This is a genomic window from Xanthomonas euvesicatoria pv. euvesicatoria (assembly GCF_020880415.1).
GTDB classification, from domain to species: Bacteria; Pseudomonadota; Gammaproteobacteria; order Xanthomonadales; family Xanthomonadaceae; genus Xanthomonas; species Xanthomonas euvesicatoria.
Window position 1 is genome coordinate 64,011 of sequence record NZ_JAJIUJ010000113.1, and the last position, 16,055, is coordinate 80,065.

14 protein-coding genes and 5 tRNA genes are annotated in these 16,055 nt (G+C 63.6%); 12 read left to right on the forward strand and 7 right to left on the reverse strand.

The features are described from left to right. Nucleotides 1–188: 188 nt before the first annotated feature. Nucleotides 189–569, reverse strand: a complete 381-nt coding sequence (locus LN450_RS19975; RefSeq protein WP_011347430.1) for a response regulator — start codon at nt 567–569, stop codon at nt 189–191. A 138-nt stretch (nt 570–707) separates the two neighbouring features. Between LN450_RS19975 and LN450_RS19980 the strand changes: the two genes are divergently transcribed. The 9 genes from LN450_RS19980 to LN450_RS20020 all read left to right on the forward strand — a co-directional run bounded on the left by LN450_RS19980 (nt 708) and on the right by LN450_RS20020 (nt 5,707). After that, nucleotides 708–794 (forward strand) — tRNA-Leu (locus LN450_RS19980). Between the two features lie 184 nt (nt 795–978). Beyond that, entirely contained in the window at nt 979–2,205 is a 1,227-nt protein-coding gene (locus LN450_RS19985; protein ID WP_011347431.1) for a tyrosine-type recombinase/integrase, read from the forward strand. 100 nt (nt 2,206–2,305) lie between these two features. Beyond that, entirely contained in the window at nt 2,306–2,911 is a 606-nt protein-coding gene (locus LN450_RS19990; RefSeq protein WP_126952890.1) for a hypothetical protein, read from the forward strand. Nucleotides 2,912–3,009: 98 nt separating this feature from the next. Continuing rightward, on the forward strand, nt 3,010–3,258 hold the full coding sequence (locus tag LN450_RS19995; protein ID WP_011347433.1) for a helix-turn-helix transcriptional regulator: 249 nt from the start codon (nt 3,010–3,012) through the stop codon (nt 3,256–3,258). Then, nucleotides 3,255–3,557 carry a helix-turn-helix domain-containing protein gene (locus LN450_RS20000; RefSeq protein WP_011347434.1) on the forward strand — a complete coding sequence of 101 codons (303 nt, stop codon included), beginning with the start codon at nt 3,255–3,257 and terminating at the stop codon, nt 3,555–3,557. Before LN450_RS19995 ends, LN450_RS20000 begins: the two co-directional genes overlap by 4 nt. Nucleotides 3,558–3,630: 73 nt before the next feature. After that, nucleotides 3,631–3,786 (forward strand): hypothetical protein, encoded by a 156-nt coding sequence (locus LN450_RS20005; RefSeq protein ID WP_155405762.1) that lies wholly within the window; start codon nt 3,631–3,633, stop codon nt 3,784–3,786. A gap of 67 nt (nt 3,787–3,853) precedes the next feature. After that, nucleotides 3,854–4,273, forward strand: a complete 420-nt coding sequence (locus LN450_RS20010) for a hypothetical protein (protein ID WP_011347436.1) — start codon at nt 3,854–3,856, stop codon at nt 4,271–4,273. A gap of 219 nt (nt 4,274–4,492) precedes the next feature. Further along, nucleotides 4,493–5,056: an HGGxSTG domain-containing protein gene (locus tag LN450_RS20015; protein WP_039416749.1), complete on the forward strand. Its 564-nt coding sequence runs from the start codon at nt 4,493–4,495 to the stop codon at nt 5,054–5,056. A gap of 474 nt (nt 5,057–5,530) precedes the next feature. After that, entirely contained in the window at nt 5,531–5,707 is a 177-nt protein-coding gene (locus LN450_RS20020) for a hypothetical protein (protein ID WP_003482805.1), read from the forward strand. A gap of 287 nt (nt 5,708–5,994) precedes the next feature. Here LN450_RS20020 and LN450_RS20025 read toward each other — a convergent pair. The 6 genes from LN450_RS20025 to LN450_RS20050 form a co-directional block, all read right to left on the reverse strand. Next, nucleotides 5,995–6,070, reverse strand: a tRNA-Glu gene (locus tag LN450_RS20025). Nucleotides 6,071–6,117: 47 nt separating this feature from the next. After that, nucleotides 6,118–6,193, reverse strand: a tRNA-Ala gene (locus LN450_RS20030). Between the two features lie 749 nt (nt 6,194–6,942). Continuing rightward, nucleotides 6,943–7,018: transfer RNA gene (locus tag LN450_RS20035), tRNA-Glu, on the reverse strand. A gap of 47 nt (nt 7,019–7,065) precedes the next feature. Continuing rightward, nucleotides 7,066–7,141, reverse strand: a tRNA-Ala gene (locus LN450_RS20040). A gap of 91 nt (nt 7,142–7,232) precedes the next feature. Beyond that, nucleotides 7,233–7,694 (reverse strand): c-type cytochrome, encoded by a 462-nt coding sequence (locus LN450_RS20045; RefSeq protein WP_008576685.1) that lies wholly within the window; start codon nt 7,692–7,694, stop codon nt 7,233–7,235. A gap of 8 nt (nt 7,695–7,702) precedes the next feature. Continuing rightward, nucleotides 7,703–8,095: a c-type cytochrome gene (locus LN450_RS20050; RefSeq protein WP_033479153.1), complete on the reverse strand. Its 393-nt coding sequence runs from the start codon at nt 8,093–8,095 to the stop codon at nt 7,703–7,705. A 204-nt stretch (nt 8,096–8,299) separates the two neighbouring features. Here LN450_RS20050 and LN450_RS20055 point away from each other — a divergent pair, with 204 nt between their 5' ends. From LN450_RS20055 to LN450_RS20065, 3 genes are read left to right on the forward strand one after another with little or no spacing between them, the layout of a single operon-like run. Continuing rightward, a complete protein-coding gene (locus tag LN450_RS20055; RefSeq protein ID WP_008576683.1) occupies nt 8,300–9,433 on the forward strand; it encodes an efflux RND transporter periplasmic adaptor subunit in 1,134 nt (377 codons plus the stop codon). Further along, nucleotides 9,430–12,939: an efflux RND transporter permease subunit gene (locus LN450_RS20060; protein ID WP_011347442.1), complete on the forward strand. Its 3,510-nt coding sequence runs from the start codon at nt 9,430–9,432 to the stop codon at nt 12,937–12,939. The genes LN450_RS20055 and LN450_RS20060 overlap by 4 nt, the downstream gene beginning before the upstream one ends. Next, nucleotides 12,936–16,022, forward strand: a complete 3,087-nt coding sequence (locus tag LN450_RS20065) for an efflux RND transporter permease subunit (protein ID WP_011347443.1) — start codon at nt 12,936–12,938, stop codon at nt 16,020–16,022. The genes LN450_RS20060 and LN450_RS20065 overlap by 4 nt, the downstream gene beginning before the upstream one ends. The last annotated feature ends 33 nt before the right edge of the window (nt 16,023–16,055 follow it).

Consider the following 16,055-nt stretch of genomic DNA (forward strand, 5'->3'; position numbering starts at 1 on the left):
GTCATTCTTCGATGGCAGATTCTAGTAGCAACCGGCCTGCACCGGCAGCGCCGCGGAACCGGCGATTCAGCTAATCGCTGCCGGCACATGGCAACACAATGCGCCTGTGACAGAAGGATAAGGTGTTAGAGAGAGGGCAGGCGTGCCGCACCTGGCAGTGGCACCGGCAGGGCGTCCGGTACTGCGGCTCAGCCCTCAGCGCCGCGCAACTCGCGCGCTTTGGACAATGCACCAATCAGTTCTTCGGACAGATAGGGTTTGATCAGGATGACACCACGTTCGAATCCACTCGGGATGCTGCCGATGGCCACGCCGGTTGCCAGCACGAACGGGATACCGCGCTCCGACAACAGGCGTGCGACCGGTTCGCTGGTTTCGCCGTTACCCAGGCGATAGTCCAGCACTGCGATATCCGGTGGCTCGGCGCTGATCAGCTGTAGGGCATCGCGCACTTCGCCGACCGGGCCGATGACGACGGCACCCGCCTGAACAAGCTGCAGGTCGAGCAGCATGGCATTCATGTCATCGTTTTCGACCACGAGTACCCGAACTCCACGCAACACCGACATTGCTTACTCCTTCACTGAGTCGGCCAGTATATCGGGACTGCCTGGACACAGCGCTGCAGACCCCGCTTGCACCTGAATTCGTCAGGCGCAAACTGACACTGTTCGTTTCAACAACAAGTCGCTATACTGCGCGGCCACGCCGAAGTGGCGGAATCGGTAGACGCAGCGGACTCAAAATCCGCCGCCCTTAAAAGCGTGTGGGTTCGAGTCCCACCTTCGGCACCAGTGCATTGTTTCAGGATGTCCAGTAGCGTCCAGAAACTTCAATAAAACCCGCAACTTGGCGGGTTTTTTTGTGCCTGTTGGTCCAACTGCGTCCAGCGACATGCGTTGAAATCCGGCGGTAGGTGGCGGTAGCTTTGGCGGTAACAGCGGTGGTTGCCGCTCGCCAAGGCCGAAAGTTACCGCCATGCCGCTGACAGATACCGCCATCCGCAAGACCAAGCCCGGAGCTGTCCCGCTCAAACTGCGTGATGGCGGCGGCCTCTACCTGCTGATGCGGCCGGATGGCGCCCGCTGGTGGCGGTGGGACTACCGGCGCCCGGTGACGGGCAAGCGCAACACCCTGAGCCTGGGCACTTACCCGGATACCGGCCTTGCCGATGCGCGGGAGAAGCGCGACGCAGCGCGCAAGCTGCTGGCCGCTGGGGTGGACCCCGGCGAGCAACGGAAGCAGGCCAAGCAGGAGCGGGCCGCCTTGGTGGATGCCGCTGGCGAGACGTTCGAGGTGGTGGCCCGGGAGTGGATGGCCCGCCAGACCGTCGCGCGCGTCACGGCGGAGAAGAATCGCTGGCTGCTGGAAACCTTCCTGTTTCCCGAGATCGGTTCCCGCCCTATCGGCGAGATCACGCCCCGCGAGCTGCTGGACGCCCTGCGCAAGATCGAAGCCACCGGCAAGCTGGAAACCGCCGCCCGCGCCAAGATCAAGGCCGGGCAGGTGTTCCGTTACGCCATGCTGGAAGGCAAGGCGGAGATCGATCCCACCGCCAGCCTGCGGGGGGCGCTCAAAGCTGCCAAGGCGCGCCACCATGCCGCCGTCACCGAGCCGGCCAAGATCGGCCAACTACTGCGGGCCATTGAGGGTTTCAGCGGACAACCAGTGACCCATGCCGCGTTGAAGTTGGCCCCGCTAGTTTTCGTGCGCCCCGGTGAACTGCGCGCGGCCGAGTGGGCGGAAATCGACCTGGATGCCGCCATGTGGCGCATTCGGCCCGAGCGCATGAAGATGAAGGCGGCGCACCTGGTGCCCCTGTCCAGCCAGGCCGTGGCGATCCTGCGCGATCTGCATGCCCTGACCGGTGGCGGCCACCACGTGTTCCCTGGGCTGCGCCCCAATAGGCCCATGTCGGAAAACACTGTCAATGCAGCCCTGCGCGCGCTTGGCTATTCGGGCGATGAGATGACCGGCCACGGTTTCCGCAGCATGGCAGCAACGCGACTCAATGAGTTGGGCTGGAACGCAGATGCCGTTGAACGGCAACTGGCGCACGCCGAAACCAACAAGGTGCGCGAGGCGTACACGCATGCAGCGCAGTACCTGCACGAGCGTGTCCGCATGATGCAGGCTTGGGCCGACTATCTGGACGGCCTGCGCTCGGTTGGCAACGTCGTACCGCTGCGGGCCAAGGCGGGCTGAGCTTTCACCGAACACCCGCACCTAGCCCGACGGGGCGAAAAGCCGGACACCCTGCCGGCGTGGTGCGGGGACTTGTCCAGGGGCGCTGAGGGTGCGCGTGATGGGCGAACAACCAAAGAACGGACTTGCTTCTTTATGGGCGCTAGCGGGAGAGCCGAGCTTAACCGAAGCAATTGAACGCAAGAAGGCGGAAAAGGCCCGGCAGGAAGCCGAGGATCGTGCATTTCATGACTACTGTTACAAACGGCTCGCGCGCTTTAAAAATTGGGCAATGAAGCAGGATAAAGAAGCATTGGCCGAGCATCTATCGCTGGCCGCGCTGTTGCTGATCGAAAAAAAGAAGACGGAGCGCGTTGTGCAGAATAGTGCAAGCCTTCGAGAAGAAATGATCTATGTTCTTGAAAAAGAAAACGGCGTCCGTAAGGCACACGAGGCTGCCGCAATGGAAATAGCAAAGGATCAAATCAGGGAATTACTGATCCACAAAGATGCGAGGAGGCGCGGGGCGGATGTCACTAACCGTGCCAGAAGAACGGCCCAAGAGGCTGTTAAAGAGCATTGGGATCGCATGCCAGTAAGAGAACAGGCCGCGCATGGCGCGGTCATAAGATTTGCAAACAGGATTGCTCCGAAGGTTCCTGGGACCACTGTCGATGGCATACGACGCTGGGTGGCCAAATGGAGACGTCAACCATCCAACCGCTAGCGACTTCGCGTAGACGCTAGCAACTCCGTTGAAAGCTCGTCCAAGGGGTATTTAATACGTATCGCCCGGCCCGCTGGTGGCCGATATAAGGCGATGCCATGTGTCACCATTTGCTATCCAACTCTGGCTTTCTGAGGCTTCATCAAATCGTTGGCCGCGCTGCCAATCCCAAGACTGACAACCTGGCTATTCCGGCCCTGATCCCCGTATCCCGGTCCACCTGGTGGGCCGGCGTGCGCTCCGGCCGCTATCCCAAGCCGGTCAAGCTGGGCGAGCGCTGCACCGCCTGGCGCGTCGAGGACATCCGCGCGCTGATCGAAGCCACCGGCAAGGAGGTGGCTCCATGAGCCGGAACAACACGCATGCCCCGGCCGCTGAAAACGGAACCGAGGTGAACATCATTGACACTTCCGCATCCGCCCAGCGCGCGCGCCTTCTGGCAGCGCTGCGGCGAGGACCGGTAACGACACTGGATGCTCGGCGAGACTTGAACGTGTTCGTGCCGGGCGTCCGCGTATTCGAGTTGCGGCAGGAGGGGCACCCGATCGTGACGCGCCTGATTCGGTTGCTGGACGACCAAGGGCGGCCACATAGCCGCGTAGCGCAGTACGCGATGCAGGGGGAGGTGGCTGATGCGCTTCCCTGATAAACAACGCAGCCCGCACGAGGCGGGCCACCGCGCACACGCTGGCAGGCTGGGTGCGAGTCGAGACTACACGATGGAGGCGGCCTTGTATCTGGCGGCGGTGGCCATGGAAGCGGCGCAGGCCCAGCTTGAAGCATGGGCGCGCTTGACCGACGAGCCACACTGGGCCGTCGTGGATGCGGCCGATCTGTTGGATGCAGCACGCGCTGCGCTGGAGGGTTCCCGGTGAGCCGGCCTTGTTTCGACGGTGTTGGGAGCGTCCACCGCGCGCTCGGCGCCATACGGGGAGGCACGCGATGAGCGCCAGGAAACGGGAACGCTTCAAAGGCCGCAAGTCGGGCGGTGCATTTTTCCGGGTTAGTGTCGAAGTGCTGGAAAGTCCAGCGTTCTGCGGCCTCTCCATGAAGGCGCGCGGGCTCCTGCTGGATTTGGGTGCGCAATTCAACGGCTACAACAACGGGGACCAGAGTGCGGCGTGGTCGGTTATGCACAAGCGTGGCTGGAAGTCCAAGGACACGCTACGCAAGGCGTTGTTGGAGCTGCTGGATGCTGGATTGATCGAGCAGACCCGGCAAGGCGGCCTGCACTGGTGTTCACTGTTTGCCTTCACCTGGATGGGCATTGACGAATGCGGCGGCAAGCTGGACGTAAAGCCCAACGCGGTCCCGTCAAACCTTTGGCGAAAGCGCATGCCACTACTGCGGGTTGTGGCATGAAAACGCAATGCCCGCCCCAGCCATTGGGGCAGTGCGCCCCGGCTATCGGGTCAAGGAGCGCGCCAGTAGGTACGACTATCGGGGCAGTGTGGCCCGATGGTCGGTCCTACAGAGCGGCTTTCACTCGCTTCGGTGCCCCGGTTATCGGGCACCTTCTAGATATCTACCAAGCGTCAGCGGGATCTATGGGCGATAGCAGCCCCATCGTGGAGCTGGGTGATGCATGACCGATACCTGAGCCGCGACAAGGCCCACCTAGCGAAACTGCAAAGGGAGCGGCGGGCCACGATGCGCCGCATTGACTACATGCCGGGCCGGCAGGCGCTGGCGGTGTTCGTCGCGCGGCAGGCGCAGGAGCGGCCCCGCAGCATCGAGGCGACCAACAGCGCAGTGCTGGACGCCATCCTGGTCGAGTGGGCCGAGCTGACCGGAATTAAGTACAGCCAAGAAGAACAGCCCACGACTCCGGCCCCGGCGTCGGAATTACCTGACCATTCCGCGCGGGCGCGTGTGACTTCGGTCTCTCTGCCGGAATTATTGCCCCCATCGCGGGCACGCGCGGGCGCGTATGACTCCGGGCAACTGGCCTGCCGCAAGATCACGCGCCCGCAGGCCACCACGTGCGGAGCCACGCGCCACCGTGACCACCTGCCGTGCCAAGCTAGGCCAGAGCCTGGCAAGCGCCGCTGTCGCTTTCATGGAGGGCGCTCCACAGGCCCGAAGACCGAGGCCGGCAGGGCCAGGGCGCTGGCAAACCTGCGGCAGAATCGAACGGCCAAGTAGGTTAAGCGGCCCATTCGTGGCGGTAACTTTGGCGGTATCTTTCGCCACTGCTGCGCAAGATGCCCGATATCAAAGGGTTTTTGTTGCCCACCTTCGCACCAGGTTGTTGCAGTACCAGCGAAGGCCCTTCTGGAGAAGTCCGGTGGGGCTTTTTGCTGTGTGCCGTTCGGCAAGGCGTGGGGCTTCGTTGATGCGGCGCAACCAGCGAGGCTGGCGACCGTCAGTGCGGTCGAACTGATTGCGAAAACGACGGCGTGGTTGGCGCGCGATGCACGACTGGCGTCAGGAGCAATTTGTTTGCATTGCGTCTGCGTGGCGCAGATGCTGATCGCCCGAGTTCGTCCATCGACACGCCACGCATCAGGTACGCAACTGCCGCGCGCCGTGCAGTGCGCAGGTAATGGATGACGTTGCAGGCACGCGACCATCACGCTGCTTGCGTACCGTGGGAGTCTCTTTTGAGCGGGTGACCCCATGGACTTCGATGCTTCGCAACAGCTGCGCATCCTGCGCGACATCCACGACACCAAGCCGGTGGCCGACGAAGAGGGAAACTGGGCGGTACGCGCCGGCTATGCCACGCAAGCCGAAGATGGCGACATCGACCTGACGCACGAGGGCCGCAAGGCGCTGGATAGCGGGCAGACCTGAGGTGTTTCGCACCGTGCACTGCGTGGCTGGCCTTGAGATCGGACGGAGGTTTTACTCATCGCATTAGCGTGCTGCGACACGCCCCTAACGCATTTGCGAGGTGGCGAGACGATCGGTCAGCGATGTAATGGCTTGCAAGTGCGTAGCGGGGAGTTGAATACAAGGCTCGCCAGTGAAATGCATTTGCGCGCCACTGGTCCCAGCCCGCAATGGCCTCGAAATACGTCTGAGACGGAGGTTAGGGACAGACAAGAAAAAGCCCCGGCAATGCCGGGGCTTTGGATGATTGGCGTCCCCACGGGGATTCGAACCCCGGTGTCCACCGTGAAAGGGTGGTGTCCTAGGCCTCTAGACGATGGGGACGCGTATCAAAACCTCGTTATCCACTTGAGACGGCCTAATGTCTGAAGTGGTGGAGCCAGGCGGGATCGAACCGCCGACCTCCTGCATGCCATGCAGGCGCTCTCCCAGCTGAGCTATGGCCCCGCGTTGCTGCGAGCCGGAAATCATAGCGACATCGCCGCGCGATGGGAAGTGGTCTGGGCAAAAAAAGTTGTAGCAAGGGCGCAGCCGCCGGGCGAACTGCCGGGCCGCATGCGTCGAGCGCGGCGATTGAACAGCAACGGCGCAGCTGGAGTGCATGAAGCGCCATAAGTCCTCGGTGTTCGGGGTGTGCAGTGGATTGCAGTGACGACGATATCGGCGCGCTGGATGCGCCGATGCGAGTTTGCACTCACTTCGACAGCGGTCGATTCGCGAGCAACTGCCGCGCCGGGTCGCGCGTCAAGTCCGCTGCATCTCGTCTACAAGCAACACCGGATTCGCGTCCCGTGCTCGCCGTCATCACGGCATGCGTGAGCGCGACCATCGCGCACATTGCGTTTTTGGCGCGGCGATCTGTCGCGAAGCTTCTGGCAACGTGACAACTGCGAGGCGGGCAGGGACATCGAGAGCAAAATTATGTGCGCGCGCGAATGCGCATACGCTTGAGTCATGCCGCAACTCGTCAAGCGCTTGGATCGAGCGGGTATTGGCATCAGTAGCGGCCTGCCGAACAGCAGTGCGTGCGTATCGATGCGCACACCAAGCGCTGTGCCATCCGCGGCAGAGATTCAACTCTTTCTGTCCGCTGCATCATGGCGATGAACCGAGGCATGCCCAGCCTCGCTCAGAACCGGATTCGGCCTGGTGACAGGCAAAAAAAAGCCCCGGCAGTGCCGGGGCTTTTGGATGATTGGCGTCCCCACGGGGATTCGAACCCCGGTGTCCACCGTGAAAGGGTGGTGTCCTAGGCCTCTAGACGATGGGGACGCGTATCAAAACCTCGTTATCCACTTGAGACGGCCTAATGTCTGAAGTGGTGGAGCCAGGCGGGATCGAACCGCCGACCTCCTGCATGCCATGCAGGCGCTCTCCCAGCTGAGCTATGGCCCCACGAAACTGAGAACGAAATGATAGCGGCCTGTTAATGTTCGCGCAAGCGCTTTTTCATCCCGAATGAGACGGTGCGATGTTCGCATCGCACTCAGTTGACGCCGTGCAGATCGCGCAACTGCGTCTGACGCGCGCCGAAGTACGCCGCCAGGTCGGCGATGTCCTGATCGCTCAGCGCCGTGGCCTGGGCGGTCATCAACGGATGCTGACGGTCGCCGCTACGGTAGGCCTGCAGCGCATGCGCAAGATAGTCGCCGTATTGGCCGCCCAGTTTGGGATAGCTGGGATCGATCGGCGCATTGCCATCGGCACCGTGGCAGTCCACGCAGCTCTGGCCGGTCGCCTTGCCCTTGGCATGGGCGAGTTTGTCGCCGGCGTCGGCGCGGCCGGTGGGCAGACCTGCCGACGAGCCGGAGCCGTGCTCGCCGCTGGCGTGGCCGGGGTCGCCAGCGGAGTGATCGGTGGACTCAACCTGGGATTGGGAACAGGCCGCCATCATCAGGGCAGCGACCAGGACGATGGCTAGACGCGGAGCGTGCAGGGCGTTCGGCATGTGGGCGCTTATTTGAGAGTGGACAGAAAGGCGGAGATGTCGGCGATGTCCTGCTCGGAAAAGCTCTGCGCCTGCGCCTGCATGGTTGGATGCTTGCGCTTGCCCTGGCGATATTCGGTCAACGCCTGGGTCAGATACTGGCTGGTCTGGCCGCCAATCTTGGGCACGCGATAACTGGGGTAGGCGTTCTTATAGCCGGTGACGCCGTGGCAACCCTGGCAGGTATAGGCGAGCAAGCGCCCATTCGACGGGTTGCCGGTCGGCGCGGCAGGGGTTGCCACCGCGGCAGCAGGTGCCGGGGGGGCCGGAGCTGCGGGTGTGGCTTGCGGTGTTGCTGATGCGCCCCCAAACGGCAGGAAGACGACCAGAGCGAGACAAGCGGCGAGCGGCTGCGGGCGCATGGTTTCGTATCCGGAAGACTGATTGAGCGTCCGCACGTGGGGGCGTGACGGAACCGGACCGAGTATGCCTGCGATTTGGCGCGGCGCAAACCGGGTGAATAGGCAAAGTTGAATAGACCATGACCTTTGGCGCATTGGCGGCATGTGCATCTGGGTGGTCTACTTGCCTACAACACCTGTTCACGCATCCACTAGGACACGACGATGTCGCCACTCTCCTTCTTGCCGGGTCGCAGCGGAACCTGCGCCGCTGCATTGTTGATCACCACGAGCCTGCTGCTGGGGGGTTGCAAGGCAGGAGAGGGCCAGGCCAAGACCGCCGAGGAAAAGAAGGCCGTCGATGCGGTGCCGGTGGAAATCGCCAAGGCCGCGCGCCGTGCGGTGGCCGCCAGTTACACCGGCACCGCTGCGCTGGAGCCACGTGCCGAGGCGCAAGTGGTGGCCAAGACCTCGGGCGTTGCGCTGTCGGTGATGGTGGAAGAGGGGCAGAAGGTGTCGGCGGGCCAGGCACTGGTGCGTCTGGATCCGGATCGCGCACACCTGGCGGTGGCGCAGAGCGAAGCCCAGCTGCGCAAGCTGGAAAACAGCTATCGCCGCGCCACCCAGTTGGTAGGGCAGCAGTTGGTCAGCGCCGCGGATGTGGACCAGCTCAAATTCGATGTCGAAAACAGCCGTGCGCAGCACCGGCTTGCATCGTTGGAGCTGTCGTACACCACGGTGCAGGCGCCGATCTCCGGCGTGATCGCATCGCGCTCGATCAAGACCGGCAACTTCGTGCAGATCAATACGCCGATCTTCCGCATCGTCGACGATTCGCAGCTGGAGGCCACGCTCAACGTGCCCGAACGCGAATTGGCCACGCTCAAGTCGGGCCAGCCGGTGACCTTGCTGGCCGATGCGCTACCGGGCCAACAATTCGTCGGCAAGGTGGATCGCATCGCGCCGGTGGTGGACTCGGGCAGCGGCACGTTTCGCGTGGTCTGCGCATTCGGCCAGGGGGCCGAAGCGTTGCAGCCGGGCATGTTCGGGCGCATCCGTATCGATTACGACCAGCGCAAGGACGCCTTGGTGATCCCGCGCCTGGCGTTATTGGACGATGGCGAACCGGCAGTGTTCGTAGTGCGCAACGGCAAGGCCAGCCGGGTGCCGGTGAAACTGGGCTATGCCGAGGGGCCGTGGCTGGAAGTGCGGCAGGGCCTGAAGGAAGGCGACCAGGTGGTGACTGCCGGCAAGGTGGCGCTGCGCGACGGCACTGCGGTGCAGGTGATCGGCCAACCTGATCGCAAGCCGGTCGCGACCAAGGCCGCTGCGCCCGCACATGATGAGACGCACGCATGAGCGAGAACGGCAACCCGCACGGACCCGTGCATGATCCGCACGCACCACTGCCTGGCGGCGGTGGCCTGGTGGCCTTCGCCACGCGGCGGCGTGTGACCATCGCCATGATCACCGTAACGATGCTGCTGTTCGGGCTGATCGCGTTACGCAGCCTCAAGGTCAATCTGCTGCCCGATCTGAGCTATCCCACGCTCACCGTACGCACCGAATACACCGGCGCGGCGCCGGCGGAAATCGAAACGCTGGTGACCGAGCCGGTGGAAGAAGCGGTCGGGGTGGTCAAGAACCTGCGCAAGCTCAAGTCGATCTCGCGCACAGGGCAGAGCGATGTGGTGCTGGAGTTTGCCTGGGGCACCAATATGGACCAGGCCAGCCTGGAGGTGCGCGACAAAATGGAGGCCTTGTCGCTGCCGCTGGAAACCAAGCCGCCGGTACTGCTGCGCTTCAATCCTTCCACCGAGCCGATCATGCGGCTGGCGTTGTCGCCCAAGCAGGCGCCGGCCTCCGATACCGATGCGATCCGCCAGCTCACCGGCTTGCGTCGCTATGCCGACGAAGACCTGAAAAAGAAGCTCGAACCGGTGGCCGGCGTGGCAGCGGTGAAGGTCGGCGGCGGGCTGGAAGACGAGATCCAGGTCGACATCGATCAGCAGAAGCTGGCGCAGCTCAATCTGCCGATCGACAACGTGATCACCCGGCTCAAGGAGGAGAACGTCAACATCTCCGGCGGTCGGCTGGAAGAAGGCTCGCAGCGTTACCTGGTGCGTACGGTCAACCAGTTCGTGGATCTGGACGAGATCCGCAACATGCTGGTGACCACCCAAAGCAGCAGTGGCAGCGCGGCCGAAGCGGCGATGCAACAGATGTACGCCATTGCGGCGTCCACCGGTTCGCAGGCGGCGCTGGCGGCAGCGGCCGAAGTGCAGAGCACCTCCTCCTCGTCCAGCAGCAGCATCGCCGGCGGCATGCCGGTGCGGCTGAAGGATGTGGCGCAGGTGCGCCAGGGCTACAAGGAACGCGAGGCGATCATCCGCCTGGGCGGCAAGGAAGCGGTGGAGCTGGCGATCTACAAGGAAGGCGATGCCAATACCGTGTCCACCGCCGCGGCGCTGCGCAAGCGCCTGGAGCAACTCAAGGCGACGGTGCCGGGCGATGTGGAAATCACCACGATCGAGGACCAATCGCACTTCATCGAGCATGCGATCAGCGATGTCAAAAAAGATGCGGTGATTGGCGGCGTGCTGGCGATCCTGATCATCTTCCTGTTCCTGCGCGATGGCTGGAGCACGTTCGTGATCAGCCTGTCGTTGCCGGTGTCGATCATCACCACGTTCTTCTTCATGGGTCAGCTGGGGTTGAGCCTCAACGTGATGTCGCTGGGCGGGCTGGCGTTGGCCACCGGCCTGGTGGTGGACGATTCGATCGTGGTGCTGGAGAGCATCGCCAAGGCACGCGAGCGTGGCCTGGGCGTACTGGACGCGGCCATCGCCGGCACCCGCGAAGTGAGCATGGCGGTGATGGCGTCCACGTTGACCACCATTGCGGTATTCCTGCCGTTGGTGTTCGTCGAAGGCATCGCCGGGCAGCTGTTCCGCGATCAGGCATTGACGGTGGCGATCGCGATTGCGATTTCGCTGGTGGTGTCGATGACGCTGATTCCGATGCTGAGCTCGCTCAAGGGCGCGCCGCCGATGGCGTTCCCGGACGAGCCGAGCCATCCGGATTGGCGGCCCGAGCAGCGCTGGCTCAAGCCGGTGGCGGCCGGGCGGCGCGGCGCGGGTGCGAGCGTGCGTTATGCGTTCTTCGGTGCGGCGTGGGCGGTGGTGAAGGTGTGGCGCGGGTTGAGCCGCGTGGTGGGGCCGGTGATGCGCAAGGCCAGCGACCTGGCGATGGCGCCGTATGCCCGTGCCGAGCGTGGCTATCTGGGGATGTTGCCGGCGGCGCTGCGGCGTCCCTGGTTGGTGCTGGGGCTGGCCGCGGCGGCGTTCATCGGGACAGTGTTTCTGGTGCCGATGCTGGGCGCGGATCTGATTCCGCAGCTGGCGCAGGATCGCTTCGAAATGACCGTCAAACTGCCTTCCGGCACGCCGCTGGCGCAGACCGATGCAGTGGTGCGCGAGTTGCAGCTGGCGCACGACAAGGACCCGGGCGTCGCCTCGCTGTACGGCGTCAGCGGTAGCGGCACGCGATTGGATGCCAACCCCACCGAGAGCGGCGAGAACATCGGCAAGCTCACCGTGGTGATGGCCGGTGGCGGCAGCCCGGCAGTGGAGGCGGCGGCGACCGAGCGGCTGCGCAGCAGCATGGTCGGGCACCCGGGCGCACAGGTGGATTTCGCGCGGCCGGCGTTGTTCAGTTTTTCGACACCGCTGGAAGTGGAACTGCGCGGCCAGGATCTGGGCGAGCTGGAACGCGCCGGGCAGAAGTTGGCCGCGATGCTGCGCGCCAACGGCCACTACGCCGACGTCAAATCGACGGTGGAAGAGGGCTTCCCGGAGATCCAGATCCGTTTCGACCAGGAGCGCGCTGGTGCCTTGGGGCTGACCACGCGGCAGATCGCCGATGTCATCGTCAAGAAGGTACGTGGCGATGTGGCCACGCGCTACAGCTTCCGTGACCGCAAGATTGATGTGCTGGTGCGTGCCCAACAAGCCGATCGCGCCAGTGTCGATGCGATCCGTCAGCTGATCGTCAACCCGGGCAGCAGCCGGCCGGTGCGCCTGGCGGCCGTTGCCGAGGTGTTGGCGACGACGGGGCCGAGCGAGATCCATCGTGCCGACCAGACCCGCGTGGCGATCGTGTCGGCCAGCCTGAAGGACATCGACCTGGGCGGCGCGGTACGCGAAGTGGAAACGATGGTGCGCAAGGACCCGCTTGCTGCCGGCGTGGGCATGCACATCGGCGGGCAGGGCGAGGAGCTGGCGCAATCGGTGAAGTCGCTGTTGTTCGCGTTCGGCCTGGCGATCTTCCTGGTCTATTTGGTGATGGCCTCGCAGTTCGAGTCGCTGCTGCATCCATTCGTCATTCTGTTCACCATTCCGTTGGCAATGGTCGGTGCGGTGCTGGCCCTGCTGATGACCGGCAAGCCGATCTCGGTGGTGGTGTTCATCGGCCTGATCCTGCTGGTGGGCCTGGTGACCAAGAACGCGATCATCCTGATCGACAAGGTCAACCAGCTGCGCGAAGACGGCGTGCCCAAGCGCGAGGCGCTGATCGAAGGTGCGCGCTCGCGCCTGCGGCCGATCATCATGACCACCTTGTGCACCTTGTTCGGCTTCCTGCCGCTGGCGGTGGCGATGGGCGAGGGCGCTGAAGTGCGTGCACCGATGGCGATCACCGTGATCGGTGGGTTGCTGGTGTCGACCTTGCTGACCCTGCTGGTCATCCCGGTGGTGTACGACCTGCTGGATCGCCGTGCCGATGCGTACTACCTGGAGCGCGGCCGGCGCATGGCCGGGCAACGTGCACAGGCGGCGAGCAATGCCGACGGACTGGGGGCGCTATGAGCATTGCCGCCTTCAGCATCCGTCGCCCGGTCACCACCATCATGTGCTTCGTGTCGCTGGTGGTGGTGGGCTTGATCGCGGCGTTCCGGCTGCCCTTGGAGGCGCTGCCGGATATTTCCGCGCCATTCCTGTTCGTGCAATTGCCCTACACCGGCTCCACGCCGGACGAGGTGGAGCGCAACCTGGTGCGACCGGCCGAGGAAGCGCTGGCAACGATGACCGGCATCAAGCGCATGCGCTCGACCGCCACCGCGGACGGCGCGAACATCTTCATCGAATTCTCCGACTGGGACCGCGATATCGCCATCGCCGCATCCGATGCGCGCGAGCGATTGGATGCGGTGCGCGACGATTTCCCGGAGGATCTGCAGCGCTTCCACGTCTTCAAGTGGTCCAGCAGCGACGAGCCGGTGCTCAAGGTGCGCCTGGCCAGCCAGACCGATCTGACCGGTGCGTACGACATGCTCGACCGCGAGTTCAAGCGGCGCATCGAGCGCATCCCCGGCGTGGCCAAGGTGGAGATTTCCGGTGCGCCGCCGAACGAGGTCGAGATCGCGATCGCACCGGATCGGCTCACCGCGCACGACCTCAGCCTCAACGACCTGAGCGAGCGCTTGGGCAAGCTCAATTTCTCGGTGTCTGCAGGCCAGATCGACGACAACGGCCAGCGTATCCGGGTGCAGCCAATCGGCGAGCTGCGCGACCTGCAGGAATTGCGCGAGCTGGTGCTCAATGCCAAAGGTGTGCGGCTGGGCGACATCGCCGAGGTGCGGCTCAAGCCGACGCGCATGAATTATGGCCGGCGCCTGGATGGGCGCCCGGCCATCGGCCTGGATGTCTACAAGGAACGCAGCGCCAATCTGGTGGAGGTGTCGAAGGCGGCGTTGAAAGAGGTTGAAGACATCCGCGCCCAACCGGCGCTGCGCGATGTGCAGGTCAAGGTGATCGACAACCATGGCAAGGCGGTGACCTCGTCGCTGGCCGAACTGGCCGAAGCCGGCGCGGTGGGTCTGCTGTTATCGATCACCGTGTTGTTCTTCTTCCTGCGGCACTGGCCATCGACGCTGATGGTGACATTGGCGATCCCGATCTGCTTCGCCATCACCTTGGGCTTCATGTATTTCGTCGGGGTCACGCTCAACATCCTGACCATGATGGGGTTGCTGCTGGCAGTGGGCATGCTGGTGGACAACGCGGTGGTGGTGGTGGAAAGCATCTACCAGGAACGCGAGCGCATGCCCGATCAACCGCAGCTTGCCGCGCTGCTGGGAACGCGCAGCGTGGCCATTGCGCTCAGCGCCGGCACCTTTTGCCATTGCATCGTGTTCGTGCCGAATTTGTTTGGCGAAACCAACAACATCAGTATTTTCATGGCGCAGATCGCCATCACCATCTCGGTGTCGTTGCTGGCGTCGTGGCTGGTGGCGATCAGCTTGATTCCGATGTTGTCGGCACGCATGAAAACGCCGCCGATGGTGACCTCCGAGCACGGCGTGATTGCACGGCTGCAGCGCCGTTACGCCAAGGTGCTGGCGTGGACGTTGGCGCACCGCGGCTGGAGCGTGACCGGCATCATCCTGGTCAGCGCGATCAGCCTGGTGCCCATGAAGTTGACCAAGGTCGACATGTTCGGTGGCGACGGGGGCAACGAAGCCTTTATCCAGTATCAGTGGAAAGGTTCGTACACACGTGAGCAGTTGGGCGAAGAGATCGGCCGTGTCGAAAACTATCTCCAAGCCAATCGCGCCAGGTACCACATCACGCAGATCTATTCGTGGTTCAGCGAAGTGGAAGGCAGCAATACGGTGGTGACCTTCGATGCGAGCAAGGTCAAGGACCTGCCGCCGCTGCTGGAAAAGATCCGCAAGGAGCTGCCGCGCTCTGCGCGCGCCGATTACAGCATCGGTAATCAGGGCGATGGCGGCAATGGCAACCAGGGCGTGCAGGTGCAGTTGGTCGGCGATTCGACTGATGCACTGAAAGCGCTGGCCGACGATGTGATTCCACTGCTGGCGCAGCGCAAGGAGCTGCGTGATGTGCATGTGGATACGGGCGACCGCACCAGCGAGCTGGCGATTCGTGTCGATCGCGAGCGCGCGGCTGCCTTCGGATTCAGTGCCGAGCAGGTGGCCAGTTTTGTCGGGTTGGCGTTGCGCGGCACACCGCTGCGCGAGTTCCGCCGGGGCGACAACGAGGTGCCGGTGTGGGTGCGGTTTGCCGGCGCCGAGCAGAGCAAGCCGGAAGATCTGGCCAGCTTCACCGTGCGCACCAAGGACGGCCGCAGCGTACCGTTGCTGAGTCTGGTGGAGGTGCAGATCCGTCCGGCCGCCACCCAGATCGGGCGCACCAATCGGCAGACGACGCTGACGATCAAGGCCAATCTCGCCGAAAAGGTCACCATGCCCGAGGCGCGCGCAGCGATGGAAGCGCCGCTCAAGGCGATGAGTTTCCCGGCCGGTTACAGCTACACCTTCGACGGCGGCGATTACCAGAACGACGGCGAGGCGATGAACCAGATGGTGTTCAATCTGGTGATCGCGCTGGTGATGATCTATGTGGTGATGGCCGCGGTGTTCGAATCGCTGCTGTTCCCGGCGGCGATCATGAGCGGGGTGCTGTTCTCGATCTTCGGGGTGTTCTGGCTGTTCTGGATCACCGGTACCTCGTTCGGCATCATGTCCTTCATCGGCATCCTGGTGCTGATGGGCGTGGTGGTGAACAACGGCATCGTGATGATCGAGCACATCAACAATCTGCGCCGCCGCGGCATGGGGCGGACGCAGGCGCTGGTCGAAGGCTCACGCGAGCGTTTGCGGCCCATCATGATGACCATGGGCACCGCGATCCTGGCGATGGTGCCGATCTCGCTGACCAGCACCACGATGTTCAGCGACGGCCCACCGTACTTCCCGATGGCGCGCGCCATCGCCGGCGGCCTGGCGTTTTCGACGGTGGTGAGCCTGCTGTTCCTGCCGACGATCTACGCGATCCTCGACGACATGAGCAGCGGTGCGGCTGCGCTGGTACAGCGTGCGCGTGGTGTGCCGAAGGCGAGGCGGTCGAGCGCAGCGTTGGAATCGTGAACGAGGTAAGGCGTTAAGCCCCTCTCCCCCCCC

Bases quoted from the DNA above. Each gene is read 5' to 3' on its own strand.
- LN450_RS19975 (WP_011347430.1), bottom strand. From the start codon at position 569: ATGTCGGTGTTGCGTGGAGTTCGGGTACTCGTGGTCGAAAACGATGAC.
- LN450_RS19985 (WP_011347431.1), top strand. From the start codon at position 979: ATGCCGCTGACAGATACCGCCATCCGCAAGACCAAGCCCGGAGCTGTC.
- LN450_RS19990 (WP_126952890.1), top strand. From the start codon at position 2,306: ATGGGCGAACAACCAAAGAACGGACTTGCTTCTTTATGGGCGCTAGCG.
- LN450_RS19995 (WP_011347433.1), top strand. From the start codon at position 3,010: ATGTGTCACCATTTGCTATCCAACTCTGGCTTTCTGAGGCTTCATCAA.
- LN450_RS20000 (WP_011347434.1), top strand. From the start codon at position 3,255: ATGAGCCGGAACAACACGCATGCCCCGGCCGCTGAAAACGGAACCGAG.
- LN450_RS20005 (WP_155405762.1), top strand. From the start codon at position 3,631: ATGGAGGCGGCCTTGTATCTGGCGGCGGTGGCCATGGAAGCGGCGCAG.
- LN450_RS20010 (WP_011347436.1), top strand. From the start codon at position 3,854: ATGAGCGCCAGGAAACGGGAACGCTTCAAAGGCCGCAAGTCGGGCGGT.
- LN450_RS20015 (WP_039416749.1), top strand. From the start codon at position 4,493: ATGCATGACCGATACCTGAGCCGCGACAAGGCCCACCTAGCGAAACTG.
- LN450_RS20020 (WP_003482805.1), top strand. From the start codon at position 5,531: ATGGACTTCGATGCTTCGCAACAGCTGCGCATCCTGCGCGACATCCAC.
- LN450_RS20045 (WP_008576685.1), bottom strand. From the start codon at position 7,694: ATGCCGAACGCCCTGCACGCTCCGCGTCTAGCCATCGTCCTGGTCGCT.
- LN450_RS20050 (WP_033479153.1), bottom strand. From the start codon at position 8,095: ATGCGCCCGCAGCCGCTCGCCGCTTGTCTCGCTCTGGTCGTCTTCCTG.
- LN450_RS20055 (WP_008576683.1), top strand. From the start codon at position 8,300: ATGTCGCCACTCTCCTTCTTGCCGGGTCGCAGCGGAACCTGCGCCGCT.
- LN450_RS20060 (WP_011347442.1), top strand. From the start codon at position 9,430: ATGAGCGAGAACGGCAACCCGCACGGACCCGTGCATGATCCGCACGCA.
- LN450_RS20065 (WP_011347443.1), top strand. From the start codon at position 12,936: ATGAGCATTGCCGCCTTCAGCATCCGTCGCCCGGTCACCACCATCATG.